The sequence below is a fragment of the Streptomyces sp. NPDC107581 genome (assembly GCF_055657175.1).
In genome coordinates this window covers 29,422-52,823 of record NZ_JBVKBH010000011.1, presented here as the reverse complement: position 1 = coordinate 52,823, position 23,402 = coordinate 29,422, and the positions used below count along the sequence as shown (strand labels likewise).

Sequence of the window (23,402 nt, the reverse complement as noted above, 5' to 3'; positions counted from 1 at the left end):
CGGTCGTGCCCGTTCGCGCCCGCGCGGCGGATGCGCACATCGACGGGGTCCCGCGCCCCCGGGCTGGCTGCCCCGGCCGGAGCTGCAAGGCACACTGGTCGTCGTAAGCCATCCCGGAGGGCCCTGTGCGTCGTCGTCTCATCCAGTCCACCCTCGCCGTCGTGCTGGTGGTGATCGCGGTCTTCGGCGTGTCCCTCGTCATCGTCGAGACCCGGACGATCAGCAACAGTGCCCAGGAGCGTGTGGAGTCCGAGGCGCTGCGGCTGGCCAGCATCGTGGACAGCCGGATCCTCGCCGCGGAGAACGTCAACGCCGAGGTCCTGCGCAACCCGGTCAGCAAGGAGCAGTTCGCGGAGATCCGGATGCCGGGCCGGCCGCCCATCGAGATCGGCACCCGGCCCGAGGGCGACGTCATCCACTCCACCCAGCGGGGCGAGGAGGGCGAGACGGTCACCGTCCAGGAGCCCCGCTCCGCGGTGACCCGAGAGGTCGGCCGCACCCTGCTGATCATCGGACTGGTGGCGCTGCTCGCGGTGGTCGCCGCCGTGCTGCTCGCCGTGCGCCAGGCCAACCGGCTCGCCTCCCCGCTCACCGACCTCGCCGAGACCGCCGAACGCCTCGGCTCCGGCGACCCGCGCCCGCGGCACAAGCGCTACGGCGTCCCCGAGCTGGACCGGGTCGCCGATGTGCTGGACTCCTCCGCCGAGCGCATCGGCCGGATGCTGACGGCGGAACGGCGTCTTGCCGCCGATGCCTCGCACCAGCTGCGCACCCCGCTCACCGCCCTGTCCATGCGCCTGGAGGAGATCACCCTCACCGACGATCCGGACACGGTGAAGGAGGAGGCGAACGTCGCTCTCGCGCAGGTCGAGCGGCTCACGGACGTGGTGGAACGGCTGCTGACCAATTCGCGCGACCCGCGCACCGGCTCCGCCGTCTCCTTCGACCTGGACGAGGTCATCCAGCAGCAGCTCGCCGAGTGGCGGCCCGCCTACCGCAGCGCCGGCCGGGCCGTCGTCAGCTCGGGCAAACGGCACCTGCAGGCCGTCGGCACCCCGGGCGCGGTCGCGCAGGTGCTGGCCGCGCTGATCGAGAACTCGCTGATGCACGGCGGCGGCACGGTCGCCCTGCGCACCCGCGTCACCGGCAACCAGGCCGTGGTCGAGGTCACCGACGAGGGTCCCGGCGTTCCGGCCGACCTGGGCGCGCGGATCTTCGAGCGGACCATCAGCGGGCGGAACTCCACGGGCATCGGTCTGGCCGTGGCCCGGGACCTCGCGGAGGCCGACGGCGGCCGTCTGGAGCTGCTCCAGGCCCAGCCGCCGGTGTTCGGCCTGTTCCTGTCCCGCACACCGCCGGCCCGCAAGCCCGACGAGGACCGGCCTACGGTCCGCTAGCGGGGGCCCGGCCGACAGCCCGCCGGGCACGTCCCGGCCGACGGTCCGCCGGGAGCGTTTCTCCGGTCGGGCGTCCGGGGGCCACGCGCTGCGTCCCTGCGGTCGGGCGGCCTAGGGCACGCGCTGCGGTCGGGCGGCCTAGGGCACGCGCTGCGGTCGGGCGGCCTAGGGCACGCGCTGCGGTCGGGCGGCCTAGGGCACGCGCTGCGTGGGCGAGGGCTTCTGCGACTCCTGCTCCAGGATCGACTCCGCGCTTGCCACCGCCTCGCGGGCCGGCAGTGCCCGGAAGACCCAGGTGCGGTACGACCAGAACCGGAACAGGGTGGCGATGCCGATGCCGACGAACTTGAAGACGTTGCTCTGCAGCGGGCTGTCCCAGTGGAAACCGTAGGTCGCCAGGTACAGCACGCCGTTCTCGATCACCAGACCGATCGCGCTGAACAGCAGGAAGAGCGTGAGTTCCTTGGTGCGGCCGTGCTTGTCACGGTCCCGGTACGTCCAGTAACGGAAGCCGACGTAGTTGAAGACGATGGCGACGACGGTCGCGATGATGCTGGCGCGCACCACCGGCAGGTCCGAGACGTGCCGGACCAGGTTGAACACACCGAGATTGACAAGGACGCCGGCGCCGCCGACGGCGCCGAACTTGGCCACCTCGCGTACGAGCCGTTGCAGCCCCGAGGAACGAGGTTCCATGGCTGTGCAGCTCCCGTCGGTAGGTTTCGTCAACCCAGCCATGCTATCCAGGCCTCCTGCCCGCCGCTCCCGGACCAGGCCACAGCTTGGGAACGGGTCGGAAAGAGGTCGGAAAGTCCCGGGTAAGAGCACATGAGAGGTGTGCGATCCGGGCGCACCGGCATGGCCGATACGCTAGGGGTGTGACGTTCCCGGTAGTCGGCATGGTCGGCGGGGGGCAGCTCGCGCGTATGACGCACGAAGCGGGCATCCCGTTGGGCATCAGGTTCAAGCTTCTCAGTGACACCCCTCAGGATTCCGCTGCGCAGGTCGTGAGCGATGTCGTCATCGGCGACTATCGCGACCTGGACACGCTGCGTGAGTTCGCGCGCGGTTGCGATGTGATCACCTTCGATCACGAACATGTACCCACCGAGCACCTCAGGGCCCTGGAGGCGGACGGCATTCCCGTGCGCCCGGGGCCCGACGCGTTGGTGCACGCCCAGGACAAGGGTGTGATGCGCGCGAAGCTCGACGCGATCGGCGTGCCGTGCCCGCGGCACCGGATCGTGAGCGATCCGCGCGACGTCGTCGCCTTCGCGGCCGAGGGGGACGGCTTCCCCGTCGTCCTGAAGACCGTCCGCGGCGGCTACGACGGCAAGGGCGTGTGGGTCGTGGAGAGCGCCGAGGAGGCCGCGGAACCGTTCCGTGCCGGCGTCCCGGTGCTCGCCGAGGAGAAGGTCGACTTCGTACGCGAGCTGGCCGCCAACGTCGTGCGCTCCCCGCACGGCCAGGCCGTCGCCTACCCGGTGGTCGAGTCCCGGCAGGTCGCCGGCGTGTGCGACACGGTCGTCGCCCCCGCCCCCGACCTGGACGAGGAGCTCGCGCTGCAGGCCGAGGAGATGGCGCTGCGGATCGCCAAGGAGCTCGGCGTCGTCGGGCACCTCGCCGTCGAGCTGTTCCAGACCCGCGACGGCCGCATACTCGTCAACGAACTGGCGATGCGCCCGCACAACTCGGGCCACTGGACCCAGGACGGCGCGATCACCTCACAGTTCGCCAACCACGTCCGCGCGGTCCTCGACCTCCCGCTCGGCGACCCGCGCCCGCGCGCCCGCTGGACGGTCATGGTCAACGTCCTCGGTGGCGACTACCCGGACATGTACTCGGCGTACTTGCACTGCATGGCCCGCGACCCCAAGCTCAAGATCCACATGTACGGCAAGGACGTGAAGCCCGGCCGCAAGGTCGGACACGTCAACACCTACGGCGACGACCTGGACGACGTGCTGGAGCGCGCCCGTCACGCTGCCGGCTACCTGAGAGGCACGATCACCGAATGAGCCCTGTTGTTGGCATCGTCATGGGGTCGGACTCCGACTGGCCCGTCATGGAGGCCGCCGCCAAGGCCCTGGACGAGTTCGAGATCGCCTACGAGGTCGACGTCGTCTCCGCGCACCGCATGCCGCGCGAGATGATCAGCTACGGCGAGCACGCCGCCGAGCGCGGCCTGAAGGTGATCATCGCCGGGGCCGGCGGCGCCGCCCACCTGCCGGGCATGCTCGCCTCGGTCACCCCGCTGCCGGTCATCGGCGTCCCCGTGCCGCTGAAGTACCTCGACGGCATGGACTCCCTGCTCTCGATCGTGCAGATGCCGGCCGGTGTCCCGGTCGCCACCGTCTCCGTCGGCGGCGCCCGCAACGCCGGACTGCTCGCGGCCCGCATGCTCGCCGCCCACGACGAGGACCTGCTGCAGAAGGTGCGCGACTTCCAGCAGGACCTGAACGACCAGGCCACCGAGAAGGGCAAGCGGCTGCGCTCCAAGGTCGAGGGCGCCGGCGGCTTCGGCTTCGGGAAGTGAGGCCCGTGACCTCGCTGGACGAAGCCCGCGAGCTGCTGCGCGCGTTCCCCGTCGTCGACGGCCACAACGACCTGCCGTACGCGCTGCGCAAGCAGGTCCGCTACGACCTTGCCGCCCGCGACCTCGCCGAACGCCAGGACGCCCATCTGCACACCGACCTCCCGCGGCTGCGCGAGGGCGGGGTCGGGGCCCAGTACTGGTCCGTGTACGTCCGCTCGGACCTGCCGGACGCGGTCCCGGCCACGCTGGAGCAGATCGACTGCGTACGGCAGATGATCGCCCGCTACCCCCGGCAGCTGCGCGGCGCCCTGACGGCGGCCGACATGGAGACGGCCCGCGCCGAGGGCCGCATCGCCTCCCTGATGGGCGCGGAGGGCGGCCACTCGATCGCCAACTCGCTCGGCACCCTGCGCGGCCTGTACGGGCTCGGCGTGCGCTACATGACGCTCACCCACAACGACAACGTGGACTGGGCGGACTCGGCGACCGACGAGCCGAAGGCGGGCGGCCTGACCGCGTTCGGCCGCGAGGTCGTGCGGGAGATGAACCGGATCGGCATGCTCGTCGACCTCTCCCACGTGGCGGCGACGACCATGCGCGACGCCCTGGACGCCTCGTCCGCGCCGGTGATCTTCTCGCACTCCTCGGCCCGGTCCGTGTGCGACCACCCGCGCAACATCCCCGACGACGTCCTGGAGCGGCTGCCCGCCAACGGCGGCATGGCGATGGTGACGTTCGTGCCGAAGTTCGTGCTCCAGGCGGCCGTCGACTGGACGGCGGCGGCCGACGACAACATGCGCGCCCACGGCTTCCACCACCTCGACACCACCCCCGAGGCGATGGCGGTCCACCGCGCCTTCGAGGAAGGCACCCCGCGCCCGGTCGCGACCGTGGCGACGGTCGCGGACCACCTCGACCACATGCGCGAGGCGGCGGGCATCGACCACCTCGGCATCGGCGGCGACTACGACGGCACCGCCTTCACCCCGGACGGCCTGGACGACGTCTCCGGCTACCCGAACCTCATCGCCGAGCTGCTCGACCGGGGCTGGTCCCACGCCGACCTGGCCAAGCTGACCTGGAAGAACGCGGTACGGGTGCTGGGCGCGGCGGAGGACGTGGCCCGGGCTCTTCAGGCCACCCGCGGCCCGTCCCACGCCACCATCGAGTCGCTGGACGGCTGACCGGCCAGGGCGGGGTAGTCGTTGTAGCCGTCGGCCCCGCCCACGTACATGAAGTACCGGTCCCGGACCGGGTTGAGGGGTGCGCCGAGGCGCAGCCGCCCGACCAGGTCCGGGTTGGCCAGGAAGGGCCGGCCGAGCGCCACCAGGTCGGCCCCGGCCGCCAGCATGTCCCGGGCGGCCCTGGTGACGGCCCCGGTGGTGAGGCCGGTCAGGTCGGGATTGCCGATCAGCGTGCCGGGCCAGTCGGCGCGTATCCGCCGGTACCAGCCGGTCTCCGGGTCGGAGCGCACCAGGTGCAGATAGGCGAGGTCCAGCTCCTTCAGACGGTCCAGGAGCGCGGCGTAGAGCGCATCGGTGTCGTCCTCCAGGACGCCGTTGACGGTGCTCGCCGGGGAGATGCGTATGCCGACCCGGTCCGCGCCGATCGCGTCGGCCACCGCCTCGGTCACCTCCGCCGCGAACCGCACCCGCCGCTCGACGGAGCCGCCGTAGGCGTCCGTGCGCCGGTTGGTGTTGTCCGCGAGGAACTGGTGCAGCAGCATCCCGTTGGCCGAGTGCACCTCCACGCCCTCGAAGCCCGCCCCGACGGCCCGGCGGGCCGCGGCGGCGAAGTCGTCGACCGTGACGCGGATGTCGTCCGCCGTCATCTCCCGCGGCACGACGGCCGGGCGGTGCCCGCCGGGCGTGAAGATCGTCTCCGGCAGCGGAACCGGTGAGGGCGCGACCGGGGTGAGACCGGTGGTCGCCGGATGGCTGACCCGGCCACCGTGCTGGAGCTGCAGGAACATCCGGCCGCCGGCCGCGCGGACCGCGTCGGTGACCTCCCGCCAGCCGGCCGCGTGCCGGTCGGTGTGGATCGCGGTGATGTCCGGGTACGTCTGCCCGACGGCGTTCGGCGTCGAGCCCTCGGCGATGATCAGTCCGGCCGTCGCGCGCTGGGCGTAGTGGGTGACCATGAGCGGGGTCGGCGTGCCGTCGGCCGCCGCGCGGTTGCGGGTGAGCGGGGCCATCACGAGATGGTTCGCAAGTGCCAGCCGGCCGAGCCGGGCCGGTGCCAGGAAGTCCGTCGTCTGCGTCATGCCCGTACGCTAGAACTTGACATCAGTGTCAGATTCAAGTCCGGAAGGCCCCGGAGGCCCAGATGAGGATCGGCGAACTGGCCCGGCGCACCGGCGTGAGCGAGCGGTCGCTGCGCTACTACGAGACCCAGGGCCTGCTGAGCAGCGCACGCACGGCCGGCGGGCACCGGGACTACCCGGAGCCGGCCGTCGACCGGGTCATCCGGATCCAGGAGCTGTACGCCGCCGGGCTGCACAGCGAGAAGATCCGGCAGCTGCTGCCGTGCATGCGGGACCAGGACGGCGGGCCCTCCGCGATCGCCACCCCGCGGCTGGTCTCCGACCTCACGGCCGAACGCGACCGCATCGACCGCATGATCGCCGATCTGCTCCGCTCCCGGGAGACCCTGGACGAGGTGATCCAGGCGGCCGGGGAGGCCTGACGGACCGTGATCCAGGCGGCCGGGGAGGCCTGACGGACCGTGATCCAGGCGGCCGGGGAGGCCTGACGGACCGTAACCCCGATGCAGGTGTGCGGGGGCGCGGGCGAAGACGCGCGGATGCCGGGCGGAGGAGCCGTGGACCACAAGGAGCGGTAAACCACGGGGGGTTCATCGGCCACGTATGTGTCCCGTGGGGCAGAATACGGACAGACGCCGGTTCGGCCGACTGAGCCTCGGCCGAACCGGCGTCGTACGCGGCGCGCCGAGCAAGTGGCGCTTCCAGCACGCGGCGCCGGCAGCACGCAGCGCCTGGCGTACGCGGCGCTTCGCCTACGCGGCGCTTCGCCAACGCGGCGCCTCCGCGCCCATGCCGTTACGCGGTCGGGCGGCCCATCGCCCGGTACGTCCACCCGGCCCGCCGCCACAGCTCCGGGTCCAGCGCGTTGCGCCCGTCCAGGATCAGCCGGGCCGCCGCCGCCTCGCCCAGCGCCGCCGGGTCCAGCTCGCGGAACTCCCGCCACTCGGTCAGGTGCAGCACCACGTCGGCCGCCCGCACCGCCTCCAGTGCCGAACCGGCGTAGCCGAGGGTCGGGAAGACCTTGCGGGCGTTGTCCATGCCCTTCGGGTCGTACACCGTCACCTGGCCGCCCTGGAGGTGGATCTGGCCGGCCACGTTCAGCGCGGGCGAGTCCCGGACGTCGTCCGAGTCGGGCTTGAAGGTGGCGCCGAGCACCGCGACCCGCCGGCCGAGGAACGAGCCGCCGCCGAGGGCCTCCCGGGCCATCTCCACCATCTGGCCGCGCCGGCGCATGTTGATGGAGTCGATCTCCCGCAGGAAGGTCAGCGCCTGGTCCGCGCCCAGCTCACCGGCGCGCGCCATGAACGCCCGGATGTCCTTCGGCAGACACCCGCCGCCGAAGCCGATCCCGGCCCGCAGGAACTTCTTCCCGATCCGGTCGTCGTGCCCGATCGCCTCCGCCAGCTTCGCCACGTCGCCGCCGCCGGCCTCGCACACCTCCGCCATGGCGTTGATGAAGGAGATCTTGGTGGCGAGGAAGGAGTTCGCGGCGGTCTTGACCAGCTCGGCGGTCGGGAAGTCGGTCACCACGAACGGCGTACCCTCGCCGACCGGGGTGGCGTACACCTCCCGCAGCAGCTTCTCGGCCCGCTCGCTGTGCACGCCGACCACGATCCGGTCCGGGTGCAGGGTGTCCTGCACCGCGAAGCCCTCGCGCAGGAACTCCGGGTTCCAGGCGAGTTCCGCGTCCGCGCCGGCCGGCGCGTGCTCGGCCAGGTAGGCGGCCAGCCGTTCGGCCGAGCCGACCGGCACGGTCGACTTGCCGACGACCAGGGCGGGGCCGCTCAGATGCGGGGCGAGGGAGGCGATGGCGGCGTCGACGTACGACATGTCGGCCGCGTACTCCCCGTGCCGCTGCGGGGTGTTCACACACACGAAGTGGATGTCACCGAAGGCGGCGACCTCGGCCCAGTCGGTGGTGAACCGCAGCCGCCCCGAGGAGCCCTCGAAGCCCGGCACGTGCTTTCTCAGCAGTTCCTCGAGCCCCGGCTCGAACATCGGGGTCTCGCCGCGCTCCAGCATGGCGATCTTCTCGGGGACCACGTCCAGCCCCAGCACCTCGAAACCGAGCTCCGCCATGGCCGCGGCATGCGTGGCGCCGAGATAGCCGGTGCCGATCACGGTGATCTTCAGGCTCATGGATGTGCTCCAGATCGGGTACGTCGGTGATGCGGAGCCGAGCATAGTCGGGCTGTCCACCGGGCAATTTTCCCGCTGTCGCCAAGCTCACGTAGGCGTGCTCCCGGCAGGCCTCTAAAATTTCAGTTACTTAACGGTAATTAGCGTCAGTATCACTGCGTCTTTGGAGCGTGAGAGACCGTGGCCGGATCGGCTGACTTCGACCTGTACCGCCCGTCCGAGGAGCACGACATGCTCCGGGACGCCGTCCGTTCGCTGGTCGAGGCAAAGATCGCGCCGTTCGCCGCAGCGGTGGACGAGGAGGCCCGCTTCCCCCAGGAGGCCCACGACGCCCTGGTTGCCAACGACCTGCACGCCGTGCACGTACCCGAGGAGTACGGCGGCGCCGGCGCCGACGCGCTCGCCACGGTCATCGTGATCGAGGAGGTGGCCCGCGCCTGCGTCTCCTCCTCCCTCATCCCCGCGGTGAACAAGCTCGGCTCGCTCCCGGTGATCCTCTCCGGCTCCGAGGACCTGAAGAAGAAGTACCTCGCCCCGCTCGCCAAGGGCGACGGGATGTTCTCGTACTGCCTCTCCGAGCCGGAGGCGGGCTCGGACGCGGCCGGCATGACGACGAAGGCGGTCCGCGACGGCGACCACTACGTCCTCAACGGCGTGAAGCGCTGGATCACCAACGCGGGTGTCTCCGAGTACTACACGGTGATGGCCGTGACCGACCCGGCGAAGCGCTCCAAGGGCATCTCGGCGTTCGTCGTCGAGAAGTCCGACGAGGGCGTCTCCTTCGGCGCCCCGGAGAAGAAGCTCGGCATCAAGGGCTCGCCGACCCGCGAGGTCTACTTCGACAACGTCCGCATCCCCGCCGACCGCATGATCGGCGAGGAGGGCACCGGCTTCGCGACCGCCATGAAGACCCTGGACCACACCCGCATCACCATCGCGGCCCAGGCCCTCGGTGTCGCCCAGGGCGCCCTCGACTACGCCAAGGGCTACGTCCAGGAGCGCAAGCAGTTCGGCAAGCCGATCGCCGACTTCCAGGGCATCCAGTTCATGCTCGCCGACATGGCCATGAAGGTCGCCGCCGCCCGCGCCCTGACGTACCAGGCCGCGGCCGCCTCCGAGCGCGGCGACAAGGACCTCACCTTCCAGGGCGCGGCCGCCAAGTGCTTCGCCTCGGACGTCGCCATGGAGGTCACCACGGACGCCGTCCAGCTCCTCGGCGGCTACGGCTACACCCGCGACTACCCGGTGGAGCGCATGATGCGCGACGCCAAGATCACCCAGATCTACGAAGGCACGAACCAGGTCCAGCGGATCGTCATGGCCCGCAACCTGCCGTAAGCGGCCACGGTTCCTGGTTCTTCCGGAAGGCGTCCCACGGGGCGCCTTCCGACTGTTCGGGAGGGTGCCTCCCGACTGGTCGGTCACATGCCGAACGGCGCTCACCGGCGTAGGACGGAAGCACACGGGGCCCGTCCCGGGCCCCTCTCCCCCTCAGGAGGAGCCATGACCCAGCCCGGAACCATGACCGCCATGACCAAGCAGATGCAGGACTGCGTCGAGGCCTGCATGAACTGCCACACCATCTGCGAGGAGACCATGAGCTCCTGCATGCAGATGGGCGGTCAGGCCCAGATGCAGATCATGCGCGCGCTCATGGACTGCTCCGAGACGACCCGTATGTGCGCCGACATGATGATGCGGCGCTCGCCGATGTCCGCCGAGATGTGCGCGATGTGCGCCAAGGCCTGCATCATGTGCGCCGAGGCGTGTATGGCGATGCCGGACGATCCCCAGATGATGCGCTGTGCCGAGGCGTGTCGCCGCTGTGCGGAGATGTGCCGCGCGATGGCGAGCGCCTAGAGGTGAGCAACCGCCCGTGAAAGCGCCTGGGGCACCCTTTCGGGTGCCCCAGGTCCTTCTGGTCTCTTCTTGTCTCTTCTGGATCCCTCACGGCGCCGGATCCTGCCGGTCTCCCTAGTTGCCGGAGACCGTGACCGTCTGGTCGTTCTTCAACTCGTCCACCAGGGTCTTCACCTTCGCCTTGTCCCAGACGAGGTTGCCGCCGGTGGAGCCGGAGACCGGCATGTTCATGGACTTGCCGTCACCGCCGCTGACCCCCTTCATCGCCCAGAACATGGAGGCCAGGTCCCACAGGGACATGTCCTTGTCGACGATCAGGGAGTCCAGGCCCGCGCCCATGGTCGGGTAGAACTTGAACGGGTTGAGGATGGTCGACGGGGTCGCCACCTGGTGGGCCAGTGCCGCCAGGAACTTCTGCTGGTTCTTGGTGCGCTGGAGGTCGGAGGCGGCGAAGGCGTGCCGGGTGCGGACGAAGGCCAGGGCCTGTTCGCCGTTGAGCGTCTGCTTGCCGGCCTTGAAGTCCGCGCCCGAGTACTTGTCCTTGAAGGCCTGGTCGATGGTGATGTCGACGCCGCCCACCGCGTCCACGATCTTCGCGAAGCCCTGGAAGCCGATCTCGACGTAGTGGTCGAGGTGCAGACCGGTGTTGGCTTCGATCGTGCGGACCAGCAGGGTCGGGCCGTCCTCGGCGTAGGCGGCGTTCAGCTTCTCGTGCCGGCCCGTGGCCGGGTAGACCTTCCCGGACGTCGACCCCTTGTACGACGGGATCGCCACGTCCGAGTCGCGCGGCAGCGAGATCAGCGTGTCGCCGTTGTCGCCGACGTGCAGGATCATCATCGAGTCGGTGCGCTTGCCCTCGGCGGACCCGGTGTGCAGCTTCTTCTCGTCCGACTTGGACATGCCCTCACGGCTGTCCGAGCCGACGATCAGGTAGTTCGTGCCCTGGCCGGACTCGGGCCGGTCGATGACCTTCGACAGGTCGACCTCGCGGCGCAGCTTGGAGTCGGCCCAGAAGTACGTCGACACCGAGGTGACGATCAGCACACCGGCCAGCGTGATCGCGGTCCACTTGATCCGGCGCCGCCAGTTCGGGGCGGGCCGGGGGCCGCGGGCCGGGTCGCCCTGCGGGCCGCCGGGCCCGCCCGGACCACCGCCCGGGGCGCCGTAGACCTGGCCCGTGTTGTAGCCGCTGTCGTAGTCGCCGTAGCCGTCGTATCCCTGGCCGTCGGTGTACGAAGGCTGCTGCGGGACCCCGGCGCCGTACGGCGGCGCCGACGGGCCGGGGGCGCCGTACGAGCGCTGCCCGGGCGGTACCGCCGGGCCGCGCTGCACCTGACGCATCACGCGGGCGCCTTCCGGCTGCGCGCCGCCACTGCCGCGTCCGTAGCGCGGACGGCGGTTCTCGTCGGAGAATCCCTCGGGCCAGTCATTCATGCGCCCCAGTGTGCAGGGCACCGCCGTGTGTCTTACAAGGGATGTCGGAAAATCAGGGCGCCGCTGTTGCGAAGCTGACACAAATTCCGCGAAAGTCACTTCGGCATAAGGTGGGGGCCATGACAGACCAGGCCCTGGACGGGAATCCGGACATCCCGGGCAAACTGACGTCCGCTTCGCGCACCACTCTCAGCCACATCATGACCCACAGCGACACCAACCTCCTGGGTACGGTGCACGGCGGGGTGATCATGAAGCTGGTCGACGACGCCGCGGGCGCGGTGGCCGGACGGCACTCGGGCGGTCCCGCGGTCACCGCGTCCATGGATGAGATGGCCTTCCTGGAGCCGGTCCGCGTGGGCGATCTGGTCCATGTGAAGGCCCAGGTCAACTGGACCGGCCGGACCTCGATGGAGATCGGCGTCCGGGTCCTTGCCGAACGCTGGAACGAGTCCGCCCCCGCCACCCAGGTCGGCTCGGCCTATCTGGTCTTCGCGGCGGTGGACGCCGACGGCAAGCCGCGCCGGGTGCCCCCGGTGGTCCCGGAGACCGAGCGCGACCGCCGCCGCTGCCAGGAGGCCCAGATCCGCCGCACCCACCGCCTGGCCCGCCGCCGGGCCATCCGCGAGCTGCGCGAGAAGCGGGCCGCGGAGGGCTTCGAGGACTAGCGGAACATTCGAGGACTGGCGGAGCGGTGGGGGAGTGCGGCGGGCAGGAGGCGCGGGAGGGGTAGGGGCGAGGTGGGGGAGAGGTAGCAACTTCCTTCTCCCGTACGGGGGTTGTACGGGAGTGGGATGAATCACGGCGGCACCCTGTCGAAGAACTGTGCGGATAGTGTGAGCGATCCGGTGCGACGGGGGAGGGCGCGACGTGGGCAGGCAGGGCCAGGGGTGGGACGAGGGAGTCGACCCGGCGGATCAGTGGGTGCTGAACCCGGAGACGGGCGAGTACGAGCTGTGTCCGGACCCCGCCGCGGCGCAGCCGACCGTGCCCGCGCCCCGCGAGCCCGTGTCCCCGCCCGGGTCGTCCGGACCACCCGAGCAGCCCGGGCCGTCGGCCGAGCCGTCCGCGCCCTCGGTCGGGCCGTCCGGGTCGCCCGGGCCCACAGGCCGGACGGCGGAGAGGACGCCGCGGGGCGCGAGCCGGCAGGGCAACCGGAAGAACAGCCGGAAGAGCAAGAAGAAGCACACGGGCAAAAGGATTCTGCTGTGGACCAGCGGCGCCCTGGCGTTCGTCGTGGCCGCAGGCGGGACCGGTGTCTACCTCTATCTCCGGCACCTCGACGGCAACATCACCACGACCGACACGGCGGGTGCCACCAGCGACACCTTCAGCAAGGACAAGGCGTTCACCATCCTGGTGATCGGCACCGACAAGCGCCGGGGGAAGGGCGACGCCGGCTACGGCGACGCCGACAGCGTCGGGCACGCGGACACCAACATCCTGCTGCACGTCTCCGAGGACCGTACGAACGCGACCGCGCTGAGCATCCCCCGCGACCTGGTCACCACCGTCCCGGACTGCCCCACCAGACAGCCCGACGGCTCGCTCAAGACCATCCCCGGTGCCGACGGCGTCCGTTTCAACACCAGCCTGGGACAGCTCGGCCGCGACCCCGGCTGCACGGTGCGGACGGTCCAGCGGCTCACCGGGGGAATCAAGGTCGACCACTTCATGATGGCCGACTTCAACGCCGTGAAGACGCTGACCACGGCCGTGGGCGGCGTCAAGGTCTGCCTGAAGCACCCCGTCAAGGACAAGAAGTCCCACCTGGACCTGCCGGCCGGGCCGTCGCACGTCCAGGGCGAGCAGGCCCTGGCCTTCGTCCGCACCCGGTACAGCTGGGGCAACCACGGCGACCTGGACCGGATCAAGGTCCAGCAGCAGTTCCTCGCCTCGCTGTTCCGGCAGATGAAGTCCGGCTCGACGCTCAGTGATCCGGGCGAGCTGCTGGATCTGGCGGAGGCGGCGACCAAGGCCCTCACCGTGGACAAGGGGATCGGCAGCATCAGCAGGCTCAAGGACGTGGCCATGGAGCTGAAGAAGGTGCCGCCCAAGAACATCTCCTTCGTCACCCTGCCGGTCCGGGACAACCCGGCCGACGGCGCGATCCACAAGACGGTCGTCCCGGACCCGGAACCCGCCCGGCAGCTCTACTCGGTGATCAAGGACGATGTGTCCCTCACCGAGGTGCACAGGAAGCAGAAGGCGCAGCAGGCCGCCCGGCTGGAGGGGCGCCGCTCCGCCCCCGCGGACGTCCGGGTCGACCTGTACAACGCGGGCGCACCCGGCGGTTCCGCCCAGCAGACCCTCGCCTGGCTGCAGACCGAGAAGGGCGTGACCAGGTCCAGCCAGCTCGGCAACGCCGGCGGGACCCAGCCGAGGACGACCCTGGAGTACGCGCCCGGCCAGGCCGACCAGGCGCGCGAGCTCGCCGACCTCATGGGGCTGGGGGCGTCGGCTCTGAAGCCGGGCAGGAGCGAGAAGAACGCGCAGGGGCTGCCGGCGATGGTGCTGAGGCTCGGCGCGGACTTCAAGGGCGCGGGCATACCTCTCGACGGCCCGGCGAAGGCTCCGGCCGGCCTCCCGAAGTCGACGGCCGACGAGATCAAGTGCGCGTCATGACCCCAAGTACGGGTCATGACCCCAAGTACGGGTCGTGACCCAAGTGCGGGTCGTGATCCAAGTACCCGTCATGACCCGAGTGCGCGTCGTGACCCCGGTGCGCACCGCACCCGGTGTGTCCCGAGCCCGGTGCGCACCGTCCGGTCCTGCCCGGCGGTGTGTCCCGGGCCCGGTGCGCCCCGCCCGGTCCTGCCCGCCCGGTCCTGCCTACGCTCCGCCCGAGCAGACCACCTCGTTGCCGCGCACCACGCTCTGCTCCGGCCGGCCCGGGTCCTCGACCCTGACCCTGCGGACCTTGCCGGCGTCGTTGAAGTCCGTCCCCGCGGTCACCCTCAGCATCGGACCCTGGCCGGGTACCGCGCGCAGTTCGCTGCCGGGCAGGGCCGCGAGCAGGGAGCGGGCGGAACGGTCCCAGCGGGGGTCGTAGGAGATCACCGTGCGCCTGACGTCGTGGGCGGCCGCGGTGACCGGCTGGTGGGTGGTGGCGAAACCGGCCGCCGCCAGGGCCGCGTCCAGCCGCTTGGCCACCCCGGCCGTACCGGTGCCGTTCTCCACCCGGACCCTGATCTGCCGCGGGTCGACCTCCACCGGCACCGGCCCGGCGGCGCGGTGCGGGTGGTCCACGGTGAGCGGCTTGTCGTCGCGCAGGGCCTGGAAGAGGTTGCCGGCCGCCGCCTGGTCCCATTTCAGAGTGGAGCCGATGCCCTTGACCTGGTAGTTCATCTGCCCGATGGGCACGGTGGTGAACTCGGAGGAGGACGGGGAGAAGTTCCGCATCGCCCGGCCGAGGTCCAGCAGCTCGTCCGTGCCGAAGCCCTCGTCCGCCCGCACCGAGCCGAGCACCGCCCGGGTCACGTCCCTGAACCGCATGGGGTTCAGCAGCACCCCGGAGGAGCTGGCCCGCTCGATCAGCGCGGCCAGGAAGTGCTGCTGCCGTTTCATCCGGCCCAGGTCGCTCGCCCCGTCGAGGTGCCGGGCGCGCACGTACTGCAGTGCCTGGCCGCCGTTGAGGAGGTGGGTGCCGGGCGCGAGGTCGAGACCGGTGTACGAGTCCTTCAGCGGTGTCGGCGTGCAGACCTGGACCCCGCCGAGAACGTCCACGGTCTTCATGAAGCTGGTGAAGTCGACCTCCAGATAGTGGTCGATCTTCACATGGGTCATCGCCTCGACCGTGGCGACGGTCAGCTGGGGGCCGCCCTCGGCGTAGGCCGCGTTCAGCTTGACGGGGTGCGCTGCGTGCCGCTGCCCGGTGGTCGTGTCGAGGTGCGCGGGCACCTCGGCGTAGGAGTCGCGGGGCAGGCTCACCACGGTCGCCCGCTCCCGGTCGTCCGAGATGTGCACGATCATGATCGTGTCGGTGCAGTGGCAGGGCTGTCCGCCCAGCCGGTACGCGCGCCGCTCCGCCTGGCTGATCTTGTCGCGCCCGTCGGTGCCGACCAGCAGGACGTTCATGCCGTGTCCCGCGCGGGGCCGGTTCTTCATGTCCTTGAAGGCGTCCACCCGGGCGATACCGGCGTCCAGGCTGGTGACGACCGCGTGGCCGATGCCGGCGGAGGCGAGCACCACGACGGAGAGCGTGGTCATCGCCCGCACGGCCCAGCGCGGCCGCCGGGGCCGCGGAGTCCGCACGCCCCGTTCGGGCGGCCTGGGCACACGGCGGGGCGGCTGCGGTCGGCGCTGCGGCCGGGCAGGGGACCGTGGCGGGCTGGGCAAGGGGACACCTCCGGACGACGGCCGTACGTGGGATCCGTGAGCACCGTAGGCCCATACGATCCTCAGCCCGCGCCGCAGCCCCGGCGGCGCGCAACGGTGTCCCCCGTTCGCGGTAACGTGAGCGTCCTATGAACGCCAAGCCCGACGTGCGGCTCCCCGCCGTTTCTGTGATCATGCCCGTCCTCAACGAGGAGCGGCATCTGCGCGGGGCCGTCCAAGCGATCCTCGCGCAGGAGTACGCCGGCGAGATGGAGGTCGTGATCGCCCTCGGTCCGTCCACGGACCGCACGGACGAGATCGCCGCCGAGCTGGTCGCCGAAGACCCCCGCGTGCACACCGTCCCGAACCCGACCGGCCGCACCCCCGCCGCGCTGAACGCGGCGATCAAGGCCTCCCGCCACCCGATCGTGGTGCGCGTCGACGGCCACGGCATGCTCTCCCCGAACTACATCACCACCGCCGTACGGCTGCTGGAGGAGACCGGCGCGCAGAACGTCGGCGGCCTCATGCACGCCGAGGGCGAGAACGACTGGGAGCACGCGGTCGCCGCCGCGATGACCTCGAAGATCGGTGTCGGCAACGCGGCCTTCCACACGGGTGGCGACGCCGCGCCCGCCGAGACCGTCTACCTCGGGGTGTTCCGCCGCGAGGCCCTCGAACAGCAGGGCGGGTACAACGAGGAGTTCATCCGCGCCCAGGACTGGGAGCTGAACTTCCGCATCCGCGAGGCGGGCGGCCTGATCTGGTTCTCGCCCGAGCTGAAGGTGTCGTACCGGCCGCGGCCGAGCGTGAAGGCGCTCGCCAAGCAGTACAAGGACTACGGCCGCTGGCGCCATGTCGTCGCCCGCTACCACGAGGGCTCCATCAACCTGCGCTACCTCGCCCCGCCGACCGCGGTGTGCGCGATAGCCGCGGGTGTCGTGGTGGGCGCGGCCCTCACGCCGTGGGGCTTCGTGATCCCCGGCGGCTATCTGGCGGCGATCGTCGCGGGGTCCGTTCCCGCGGGCAGGGGCCTGCCTCTGAAGGCCCGGCTGCAGATCCCGCTGGCCCTGGCGACCATGCACATGTCATGGGGCTGGGGGTTCCTGACGAGCCCGAAGGCCCTGGCGAAGCGGGTCATCGCCTCGCGCCGTCCGGCGGTGCTGAACGCTCGCTGACCAGGCCTTGAGCCGGGCCCGAGCCGGGCCCGAGCCGGGCCTTGGGCGGGCCGTTGAAGGGCCTTGAGCGGGCCGTTGAAGGGCCTTGAGCCGGGCGCCGCCGCGCCCGGGCATTCAGTCCGGTCCTTGAAGAGGCCTTGAGCAGATGCCGAGGGCCCCTCCCCGTCAGAGGGAGGGGCCCTCGGCCTTGCGGGCCTACAGGCCTACCACTGGTAGGGCTTGTACACGTCCATGCACTGCGAGGAGTCGGAGCCGTTGATGGCGTCGGAGCCGCTGGGCAGGTCGCCCGCCTTCGGGGCCTTCTGCTGGGGGAAGGCCGTGCCCGTGCGCCAGTCCGCGCCGACGACGACCGTGACACCCGACACATCGGTCGACTTCTTCACCGCGCTCATCGGGATTCCCAGCGCCTTGGCGGCGGCCTGGGCGTCACCCTCCAGCTCGGCGCTCGGGTACTGCACCACCGTCTCGTCGGCGGACTTCGCCACCCCCGAGGTGTCGGCCGACGCCCTGTCGTAGCCCTCCTGGCCGAGTGCCTGGGCGATCGTCCGCGCCCGGTTGGGAACCGCTGCCTCGGTGGACGTCCCCGTGGCGTTCTGCACCAGCACTCCGAGCCGGCCCGGTTCGACGGACGGCGTCTTGGCCTTGGACTTGCTCGCGACCTGCTTCGTACCCGACTCCTTGCCGTTCTTGTCGAACGGCACGTCGTCGCGGAGCATCTGCCACATCGCGTCGGCGCCGGCCTTGACCGGCACGACGTGCTCGCCGTTCTGCGGGTCCTCGACGTTGGGCATCGTCAGCGACGTGATGCGGTCCGTCGGCACCGACTTGAGCTCCATGGCCAGGTCGTAGAGCTTCTTGACGGTGCCGATCTCCTCGGAGACCTTCAGGGACTTGGTGGCCGCCTCGGCCAGGTCCATCAGCCGGCCGGTGTCCGTGAAGACGTTCTGCGACTTCAGCGTCCGGATCATCGAGTTCAGGTACATGTGCTGCGCGCGGGCGCGCATCACGTCACTGCCCCAGGCGTGCCGCGTGCGCAGCCACTGCAGCGCCTGGACGTGCTCGACCTTGTGCGTCCCGGCGGTCAGCTTCAGCCCCGAGCCGCCGTGCTGGGCGGGTGTCGAGTGGTCCCAGACGTTCTGCTTCACGCAGACGTCGACACCGCCGATGGCGTCCGCCATGTTCACCACGCCCGAGAAGTCGATCGTCATCCAGTGGTCGATGTAGACCCCGGTGAGGTTCTCCCAGGTGGCCAGCGTGCAGCCGGCCCCGCCCCGGGCGAGCGTGGTGTTGATGATGGCGTTGGTCGCCGGGTAGACCTTGCCGGTGTCGGGGTCCTTGCACTCGGGGATGTCGACCCGGGTGTCCCGGGGGATGCTCACCATGGCGGCGCTCTTGCGGTCCGCGGAGAGGTGGATGAGCATCTGCACGTCGGCGAGCGGCGGGCTGCCGCGGTCGTACTTGGCACCGCCGAGCTTCACGTTCTCGTCGGAGTTACGGCTGTCGGAGCCGATCAGCAGGATGTTCAGCGGTGTCTGGCCGGCCGCGTTGGGCCGGGTCCGCTGCGCCTTGGAGTCGTCGCCGCTGCTGCGCTCGCCCTTGCGGATATTGCCGTTCAGATGCTCGTAATACAGATAGCCGGCTCCGGCCGTGCCGAGTATCACCACCGCCAGCACGGTCGCGGACCAGCGCAGAGCACGCCGTCGGCGCCGCTGCCGGTCGGTCTTCGAGCGGCCCTTGCGGCGTCCGCCGCCGTGCCCGTCCGACCGGTCCGACGCGTCCGGTGACTGCGGTGCGAGCGACATCGTGTCGTCTACCGCAGGATCCTTCCCCCGCACATCGCTCTGCGCCAAACTTCCTGCCCTCCCCGCCCTTGCGCCATGCCACGGGTCCGTCCCGCCCCCAGTTAGACGCACGACGGACCCGTTGGGTTACCTACGAAGCGCACTTCACCTTGTCCGCCGTGGACTTGTCCACGTCCGGCGCCTTGGACGGAGCGGTGAGGGACACCCCCGCACCCTTGAAGTCCTTGCCCAGGGTCAGCGTCATCGCCGGGAGCCCCTGGGAGTTGGTGACGCTCTTGCCCGGCTTCAGCGCGCTTCCGGGCAGACCCATCAGGGAGGCCAGCTCGCGCGCCTGGGCGGCCTGGTCGGGCGCGTACTCCAGTGTGGTCCTGCCCAGTCCCGCCGGTGCGTTGCCGGCGTTCTCGGACTTGAGCACCCCTTCCTGGGTCTGCAGCCACTGCAGGGTCTCCTGCGCGCTGCCCGCTTCGGCACCGCCGTTGAGGATGCGCACCCGCACCTCGGAGGGCTGCGACCTGGTGCCCTTCAGCCGGGCCGCCGCCGCGTCCTTGGCCGCCTTCTGCCTCTTCTTCACCTCGGTGAAGGAGACGTCGTTCCTGATGGCGTCGAAGACCGGGGGGCCCGCCGCCTGGTCGACGACGACGGTCGCGTGGACCTTCTCGGCGGGGTTGTCCTGCACCGGCAGGGTGACGAAGGAGATGTTCTTCGGGGGCACCTTCTTCAGTTCCAGTGCCACGTCCTTGAGGGTGCCGACGCTGCCGATGCCGGTGTCCACGGTCAGCGCCTTGGTGGCGGCCTCCGCCAGCTTGATCAGCTTGGTGGGGTCGGTGAGCGTGTCGCTGGAGGACATCTTGCGCATCAGGGAGCCCATGAACTGCTGCTGCACCTTGATCCGGTCCAGGTCGCCCTGGTTGCCCCAGCTGTGCCGGGTGCGCACGAAGGCCAGCGCCTGCTCGCCCTCGACCGTGGACTCGCCGGCGGGCAGCTTCAGGTGCGACTCCTTGTCGTTCACGGCGTGCGCGAGGCAGACGTTGACGCCGCCCACGGCCGTCGTCAGCGTCTTGACCGCATTGAAGTCCACCATCATGAAGTGGTCCGGCTCGATGCCGGTGACCGCCTTCACGGTGCGCATGGTGCACCCCGGGTCCCGGCCGTCCTGGCCGAGGCTGGTGTTGAAGCGGACGCCCTCGGTGCCGGGGATCACCTTCTCGCTGCCGTCGGGCTGCTTGGTCTCGCAGTCCGGCACATCGACGATCAGGTCACGCGGAATGCTCAGCGCGGTCGCGTTGGTCCGGTCCTTCGCGACGTGCAGCAGGATGTTGGTGTCCGCGTGCCCGACGCTGCCCTTGTCGCCGTAGCCCTCGTTGCCCTTGCCGGTCCGCTTGTCGGTGCCGATGATCAGGATGTTGAAGGCCTCGTCCTTGCTGAAGCCCTTCTTGCCCGCGCTGCCGACGTCCGTCGTGGTGACGTTGCCCTCGAGGTGCTTGAGATAGAGGTAGCCGGCCGTGCCGACGGCGACCAGCACGAACGCCATGCCGCCACCGGTCCACGCCAGCACCTTCTTGGCCTTCGACTTCTTCTTCACCGGCCGCCGGCCGCGCCGGCCCGGCGGCGGCTCGGGCTCCGCGCCCCGGCGCCGGCGCTGTGCGGGCACGTCGGCGCCACGCGTCTGCTTCGTCTCGAGCGCCTGCTTCGTCTCGCGCGTCTGACCCGGCGGCGCCTCGCGCCGGCCGCGCGCGCTGCCGCCGCTGTCCCCCTTCGGTCTCCGCGGGCCGGGGACCGACGACTGCGGTGCGGAAGGGGTCAGTCGCAGTTCGTATTCGCCGGTCTTCGGATTGAGTACCCACTGGTCTGCGGGGTCGATGTTGTCCGCCCGCCCACGGCCTTGCGCGTCCACGGTTGTCCGAATCCTCCGTCGGGGCCACGCGGCGCCTTCCCCCTCAAAGGCGCTCGGGTCTCGGTGAATCAGTGCACGACCCCAGGACGGACCTCGCGGCCGGGTGCACCGGATCGCTCACACTATCCGCCCAGTTCAGCGTCAAGCGACGCCGCTGACAAATTCCCTCTGCCTACAACTGGGCAATCCCCCTCATTTTCCTGGACTGAAGTTCGTCGACTTGGTAAGCGCATTACCCACAGGTGTGTTCGGCGGCCGTGTTGCCGCTGAACGTGGGGGCGGGGGAGGCGCCGCTGCCGCGGTCCGCCTGCGGAGCCTGTCGCGGCGCTTCGTGCCCGTCCCCCTCGGCCACCGCCACCGGCCGGTCCGCCCGCAGCCGCGCGAACAGCTTCTCGGCCTCCGGCTCCACCAGTTGATCGCGATTCGCGTCGTAGACGTACGACTCCCGCGGCACCGTCAGGAACTGCACATGTTCGGTGGGGATGTCACGCAGCCCGCGCGCCAACTGGTACAAACCGCGCAGACTGGCCAGTTCCGGATCGGTGGTGAGGGAGGAGGTCGCCGCGTCCAGCAGCGGATACAGCTTCACCGGGTTCAGCAGGACGTCGTTGCTCTGCACCTTGTCGACCAGCGCACCGAGGAACCGCTGCTGCCGCTCCATCCGCTCGGTGTCGCTGCCGTCGCCGAGCGACTTGCGGGCCCGTACGTACCCGAGCGCCTGCTCCCCGTCGAGGGTCACCCGGCCCCGGGGCAGCTTCAGTTTCGCCGCCTTGTCGTTGATCGGTTCCTTCAGGCACACCTGTACGCCATCGACGGAGTCGACCATGTCCTTGAACCCGCTGAAGTCGACCACCATGTGATGGTCGACCCGGATGTTCGTCAGCTTCTCGACGGTACGGATGGTGCAGGCCGAACCGCCCGTCTGGAAGGCGTGGTTGAACATCGCGAACACGGGCTCACTGCGACTGCCGCCCGGCTGCCGGCAGGCCGGGATGTCCACCATCAGGTCCCGGGGCAGCGAGACGGCGGTGGCACTGCGCCGGTCGGCGGGCAGGTGCAGCAGGATCGTGGTGTCGGACCGCTCGGTGCCCAGGTCCCGCCCGTACTTGCGGTTGCCGTCCCCGGCCCGGGTGTCGGACCCGATCAGCAGGATGTTCTGCGCGCCCCGCACCAGTTCGGTGGGCCGCTCCCGCTCGTAGCGGGCGAGTTCCGCGGCGGCCGCCTCGTCCGGGGTGATGTTGGCGCTGAGCTTGGCGTACACGGCCCAGCCGCCCCCGGCCGCCGCCACCACCAGCGCGGCCACCGCCAGCGCCGAACCCCTGACCCACCGCCGTCGACGCCGCCGCACGAGCCCGTCCCCGGTGGCCGAGGAGCCGAGACCGGGCCCGAGGGCCCGCCGAGCGGTGCCGGTCACGGTGCGGGCCCCCTCATGCCGTACGAGCGTGGCGTCCTGCTCTTACGACGATGGCGGGGAGGGGGAGCGGAGGCGCCCTGTACTGCTCCGAGCGGGTGACGACAGCGCCACCGCGGACACGGGGCCGTGGCGGTGTCCGGGTCCGTCCGGCGCGGGCTGCGGCGGTGTCCGGGGCCACCCGGCGGGTGTGGCCGAGCCCCGGTGCAGCCGCACTCGCGATACGACCGTGAGGCCTCGGCGGCGGCGCGCGCGGCAGCCCTCGTGGCCTCCGTGACGGCGCGTGCGGCAGCCCGTGAGGTCTTCGCGGCGGCGCACGCGGCAGCCCGTGCGGCCTCTGCTCAGTGGCGTGAGACGGTCACCTTCTCGCTCTCGATCCGCTTCGCGAGACTCTCCTCGTCCAGTCGGTCCAGATTCCGGCAGAGCACCACCGACCCCCCGGCGGCCAACGGCGCGTACAGCCCCGCGCTCAGCCCCTCCCACGTGTCGTACGGCAGGGCGGACAGCACCCGCGCGCCCGGCCCGGCCAGGCGCAGCGACCCCGCGTCCGCCGAGGCCCGCTCGGTGACTTCGCCGCCACTGAACTCGGCCCCCGCAACGATCAGCGCCGGCTCCTCCGGATCCACCGGCGCGAACGGCATGAACTGATCGCCCTGGCCCGGCACTTCCACGGCGTAGTCGACGAACCCCGAAGGCGTCTCGGGGAAACGCCCGCCCAACGGCCGCAGCGCGAGCGCGACCCGCTCCCCGCGGCAGGCCCGTGCCGCCTCCAGCGAGTCGGGCCCGCTCACCACGACATCGGCGGACGCCGGATCCCCGGCCACATCCGCCACCGCCCCCACCGACGCGCACGCGAGCAGCCACACGGCCGTCTGCCAGTGCGCGGGCAGCAGCAGCGCGACCCGGTCGCCGGGGCTGACGGACAGGTCGCCCTGGAGGAGGTTCGCGGTCTTGGCCACCCAATTGGCGAAGGTGGCCACGGACAGTTCGACGCGTTCGCCCGTGGCGTCGTCGTAGAAGGTCACCAGGGGGCGGCCGGGGTCCGCGGCGAGCGCGGAACGCAGCAGGTCGGCAGGGGTGCGATCGGTGGCGTTCACCCGCGCAAGAGTACGCCGGGGCGGGCTTGTGCACCGTGCGGCGGTGCCACCGGTTCGGCGGAACGTTTCCCGAC

At 70.9% G+C, this 23,402-nt stretch carries 19 protein-coding genes; 10 read left to right on the top strand and 9 right to left on the bottom strand.

The window, feature by feature from the left end; translation table 11 throughout:
* Positions 1–125: 125 nt before the first annotated feature.
* Positions 126–1,397, top strand: a complete 1,272-nt coding sequence (locus tag ACZ7P3_RS26805) for an ATP-binding protein (protein WP_472085599.1) — start codon at positions 126–128, stop codon at positions 1,395–1,397.
* 192 nt (positions 1,398–1,589) lie between these two features.
* Here ACZ7P3_RS26805 and ACZ7P3_RS26800 read toward each other — a convergent pair whose 3' ends face one another.
* Positions 1,590–2,093, bottom strand: a complete 504-nt coding sequence (locus ACZ7P3_RS26800; RefSeq protein WP_472085598.1) for a GtrA family protein — start codon at positions 2,091–2,093, stop codon at positions 1,590–1,592.
* A 182-nt stretch (positions 2,094–2,275) separates the two neighbouring features.
* On the opposite strand from ACZ7P3_RS26800, the gene ACZ7P3_RS26795 reads away from it, so the two are divergent.
* Genes ACZ7P3_RS26795 through ACZ7P3_RS26785 form a run of 3 tightly spaced genes read left to right on the top strand, consistent with a single transcriptional unit; the run spans position 2,276 to position 5,117 of the window.
* Complete coding sequence (locus ACZ7P3_RS26795; protein ID WP_472085597.1) at positions 2,276–3,415, top strand: 5-(carboxyamino)imidazole ribonucleotide synthase; 1,140 nt, start codon at positions 2,276–2,278, stop codon at positions 3,413–3,415.
* Positions 3,412–3,933, top strand: a complete 522-nt coding sequence (gene purE, locus ACZ7P3_RS26790; protein WP_472085596.1) for a 5-(carboxyamino)imidazole ribonucleotide mutase — start codon at positions 3,412–3,414, stop codon at positions 3,931–3,933. Before ACZ7P3_RS26795 ends, purE begins: the two co-directional genes overlap by 4 nt.
* A 5-nt stretch (positions 3,934–3,938) precedes the next feature.
* On the top strand, positions 3,939–5,117 hold the full coding sequence (locus ACZ7P3_RS26785) for a dipeptidase (RefSeq protein ID WP_472085595.1): 1,179 nt from the start codon (positions 3,939–3,941) through the stop codon (positions 5,115–5,117).
* Here the strand turns inward: ACZ7P3_RS26785 and ACZ7P3_RS26780 are convergent.
* A complete protein-coding gene (locus ACZ7P3_RS26780) occupies positions 5,066–6,196 on the bottom strand; it encodes an alkene reductase (RefSeq protein WP_472085594.1) in 1,131 nt (376 codons plus the stop codon). The two genes, ACZ7P3_RS26785 and ACZ7P3_RS26780, sit on opposite strands and share 52 nt — an antisense overlap.
* 62 nt (positions 6,197–6,258) lie before the next feature.
* Here ACZ7P3_RS26780 and ACZ7P3_RS26775 point away from each other — a divergent pair, with 62 nt between their 5' ends.
* Positions 6,259–6,618 carry a MerR family transcriptional regulator gene (locus ACZ7P3_RS26775; RefSeq protein ID WP_472085593.1) on the top strand — a complete coding sequence of 120 codons (360 nt, stop codon included), beginning with the start codon at positions 6,259–6,261 and terminating at the stop codon, positions 6,616–6,618.
* A 373-nt stretch (positions 6,619–6,991) separates the two neighbouring features.
* Here the strand turns inward: ACZ7P3_RS26775 and ACZ7P3_RS26770 are convergent, their stop codons facing one another.
* A complete protein-coding gene (locus ACZ7P3_RS26770) occupies positions 6,992–8,335 on the bottom strand; it encodes a UDP-glucose dehydrogenase family protein (protein ID WP_472085592.1) in 1,344 nt (447 codons plus the stop codon).
* A 180-nt stretch (positions 8,336–8,515) separates the two neighbouring features.
* Here ACZ7P3_RS26770 and ACZ7P3_RS26765 point away from each other — a divergent pair, with 180 nt between their 5' ends.
* Together ACZ7P3_RS26765 and ACZ7P3_RS26760 are read left to right on the top strand one after the other, a co-directional pair.
* Positions 8,516–9,673 (top strand): acyl-CoA dehydrogenase, encoded by a 1,158-nt coding sequence (locus ACZ7P3_RS26765; RefSeq protein WP_472085591.1) that lies wholly within the window; start codon positions 8,516–8,518, stop codon positions 9,671–9,673.
* Between the two features lie 165 nt (positions 9,674–9,838).
* Entirely contained in the window at positions 9,839–10,195 is a 357-nt protein-coding gene (locus tag ACZ7P3_RS26760; RefSeq protein ID WP_472085590.1) for a four-helix bundle copper-binding protein, read from the top strand.
* Positions 10,196–10,309: 114 nt separating this feature from the next.
* Here ACZ7P3_RS26760 and ACZ7P3_RS26755 read toward each other — a convergent pair whose 3' ends face one another.
* Positions 10,310–11,629 (bottom strand): LCP family protein, encoded by a 1,320-nt coding sequence (locus ACZ7P3_RS26755; RefSeq protein WP_472085589.1) that lies wholly within the window; start codon positions 11,627–11,629, stop codon positions 10,310–10,312.
* Between the two features lie 119 nt (positions 11,630–11,748).
* Between ACZ7P3_RS26755 and ACZ7P3_RS26750 the strand changes: the two genes are divergently transcribed.
* Together ACZ7P3_RS26750 and ACZ7P3_RS26745 are read left to right on the top strand one after the other, a co-directional pair.
* Positions 11,749–12,297, top strand: a complete 549-nt coding sequence (locus ACZ7P3_RS26750; RefSeq protein WP_472085588.1) for an acyl-CoA thioesterase — start codon at positions 11,749–11,751, stop codon at positions 12,295–12,297.
* A gap of 202 nt (positions 12,298–12,499) precedes the next feature.
* On the top strand, positions 12,500–14,254 hold the full coding sequence (locus ACZ7P3_RS26745; protein WP_472085587.1) for an LCP family protein: 1,755 nt from the start codon (positions 12,500–12,502) through the stop codon (positions 14,252–14,254).
* A 207-nt stretch (positions 14,255–14,461) separates the two neighbouring features.
* On the opposite strand, the gene ACZ7P3_RS26740 is transcribed toward ACZ7P3_RS26745, so the two are convergent.
* Positions 14,462–15,967 carry an LCP family protein gene (locus ACZ7P3_RS26740; protein ID WP_472085586.1) on the bottom strand — a complete coding sequence of 502 codons (1,506 nt, stop codon included), beginning with the start codon at positions 15,965–15,967 and terminating at the stop codon, positions 14,462–14,464.
* 128 nt (positions 15,968–16,095) lie between these two features.
* Between ACZ7P3_RS26740 and ACZ7P3_RS26735 the strand changes: the two genes are divergently transcribed.
* The gene (locus ACZ7P3_RS26735; protein ID WP_472085585.1) at positions 16,096–17,124 is read left to right on the top strand and encodes a glycosyltransferase family 2 protein; all 1,029 of its coding nucleotides are present in this window, start codon (positions 16,096–16,098) and stop codon (positions 17,122–17,124) included.
* 203 nt (positions 17,125–17,327) lie between these two features.
* Here the strand turns inward: ACZ7P3_RS26735 and ACZ7P3_RS26730 are convergent, their stop codons facing one another.
* The 4 genes from ACZ7P3_RS26730 to ACZ7P3_RS26715 form a co-directional block, all read right to left on the bottom strand.
* Positions 17,328–18,926: an LCP family protein gene (locus tag ACZ7P3_RS26730; protein ID WP_472085584.1), complete on the bottom strand. Its 1,599-nt coding sequence runs from the start codon at positions 18,924–18,926 to the stop codon at positions 17,328–17,330.
* Positions 18,927–19,056: 130 nt separating this feature from the next.
* Entirely contained in the window at positions 19,057–20,820 is a 1,764-nt protein-coding gene (locus ACZ7P3_RS26725) for an LCP family protein (RefSeq protein WP_472085583.1), read from the bottom strand.
* Between the two features lie 232 nt (positions 20,821–21,052).
* Positions 21,053–22,234: an LCP family protein gene (locus ACZ7P3_RS26720; protein WP_472085582.1), complete on the bottom strand. Its 1,182-nt coding sequence runs from the start codon at positions 22,232–22,234 to the stop codon at positions 21,053–21,055.
* Between the two features lie 338 nt (positions 22,235–22,572).
* Complete coding sequence (locus ACZ7P3_RS26715) at positions 22,573–23,328, bottom strand: TIGR03089 family protein (RefSeq protein ID WP_472085581.1); 756 nt, start codon at positions 23,326–23,328, stop codon at positions 22,573–22,575.
* Positions 23,329–23,402 lie beyond the last annotated feature (74 nt).

Bases quoted from the DNA above. Each gene is read 5' to 3' on its own strand.
- ACZ7P3_RS26800 (WP_472085598.1), bottom strand. From the start codon at position 2,093: ATGGAACCTCGTTCCTCGGGGCTGCAACGGCTCGTACGCGAGGTGGCC.
- purE (WP_472085596.1), top strand. From the start codon at position 3,412: ATGAGCCCTGTTGTTGGCATCGTCATGGGGTCGGACTCCGACTGGCCC.
- ACZ7P3_RS26780 (WP_472085594.1), bottom strand. From the start codon at position 6,196: ATGACGCAGACGACGGACTTCCTGGCACCGGCCCGGCTCGGCCGGCTG.
- ACZ7P3_RS26775 (WP_472085593.1), top strand. From the start codon at position 6,259: ATGAGGATCGGCGAACTGGCCCGGCGCACCGGCGTGAGCGAGCGGTCG.
- ACZ7P3_RS26770 (WP_472085592.1), bottom strand. From the start codon at position 8,335: ATGAGCCTGAAGATCACCGTGATCGGCACCGGCTATCTCGGCGCCACG.
- ACZ7P3_RS26760 (WP_472085590.1), top strand. From the start codon at position 9,839: ATGACCCAGCCCGGAACCATGACCGCCATGACCAAGCAGATGCAGGAC.
- ACZ7P3_RS26755 (WP_472085589.1), bottom strand. From the start codon at position 11,629: ATGAATGACTGGCCCGAGGGATTCTCCGACGAGAACCGCCGTCCGCGC.
- ACZ7P3_RS26750 (WP_472085588.1), top strand. From the start codon at position 11,749: ATGACAGACCAGGCCCTGGACGGGAATCCGGACATCCCGGGCAAACTG.
- ACZ7P3_RS26735 (WP_472085585.1), top strand. From the start codon at position 16,096: ATGAACGCCAAGCCCGACGTGCGGCTCCCCGCCGTTTCTGTGATCATG.
- ACZ7P3_RS26730 (WP_472085584.1), bottom strand. From the start codon at position 18,926: ATGTCGCTCGCACCGCAGTCACCGGACGCGTCGGACCGGTCGGACGGG.